Below are 1,098 nucleotides of genomic sequence, written 5' to 3' on the forward strand. Positions count from 1 at the left end.
TAGTGGCGGAGAGTCTTATTCAGAACGTGGGAATTCCAGGCGGAGCCCTGGGTGATCTGGCCTGTTAGCCCCGTTCGTCGAGGTGGTGCCTGGCCCTGACCCAGAGGGCTTCGAACTCCTGGTGGGTGATCTCGGCGGCGTGCTCGGCGTTCTGCCAGCCGTCGAGGCTTTCTTCGGCGAGGGTGCCGTAGCGGCGTTCGTAGGACTGGAAGCCTTGGATGCCGTGCTCGTTCCCGGAGATGGATGAGGTCGTTGAGGGCGGCGGCGGTGACGGGTCACTGGTCGGGGCCGTGGAGGTCGACTTGCCGGGTGGCCCACTGTTGGTCGTCGAGCTCGATGTGGGTCCAGGTGTCGTCTTCGGTGTTGAGGTAGCGGATCCAGCGGGTCATCTGGTCGTGGTGCCGGCTTGTTATGACGCCCAGGTGGTCGCGGGTCAGCGCTGGAAGGGTGGGGTGTAGCGGGCCCATTTGCCGCCGGCGAGGGTGGCCCAGCGGTCGGCTGTCCCTGGTGCCAGTCCGAGGAGGCGGCCGATGACGGGTGGGGGGAGTTGGCGGGCGTAGTCCAGGAGGGCGGCGTTGCGGTCGGGGCGGGCGTCGATGCCGAGGGTGGTGAGGCGGCGGGCGAGGCTGGTGGGGTGGAGGGGCTTGCCGGGGTGGCGGCCAGGGAACAGCCAGGTGTCGTCGTGGAGGTGGTGGGCGGTCCGGTCGGCGCGTGGGGTGGGCAGCTGATTGATCAGGTCGGCGAGCGGATCGGGCAGGACGACGCTGGTCGGGCCGAGGGTTAGTTCGGTGGTGCCGCCGGGGGTGTGGTGGAGGTCGCTTGTAGTGAGGCGGCTGATCTTGGAGACCTGTTGGGCGAACAGCAGGACGAGGAGGGCGGCGACGCGGTCGGTGGTGGGGATGGCCTCGTCGTGGAGCATGCGCCGGGCGAGCGCCCATCGGTGATCGTCGGGCGTGAACTGTGATGGCTGCGAGGTGATTCGGGTGGGGATGTCCAAGGGTGGGAGGTGCCGGGTTTTGGTGGCCCAGGACCAGAAGGCGCGCGTGGCATCGGCGCGGCGGACGTCAGCGAGCCAGGCGTCGATGTCAGCTTGGCGGC

Annotated in this window: 1 protein-coding gene; it reads right to left on the bottom strand. The window is 68.9% G+C overall.

Translation table 11 applies throughout. The features are described 5' to 3' along the window. Positions 1-433: 433 nt before the first annotated feature. Positions 434-1,098, bottom strand: a 665-nt coding sequence (locus IEY93_RS37495) for a hypothetical protein (protein ID WP_229691831.1), incomplete at its 5' end; no start/stop codon positions are given.

Source organism: Sphaerisporangium melleum (genome assembly GCF_014646695.1).
GTDB classification, from domain to species: Bacteria; Actinomycetota; Actinomycetes; order Streptosporangiales; family Streptosporangiaceae; genus Sphaerisporangium; species Sphaerisporangium melleum.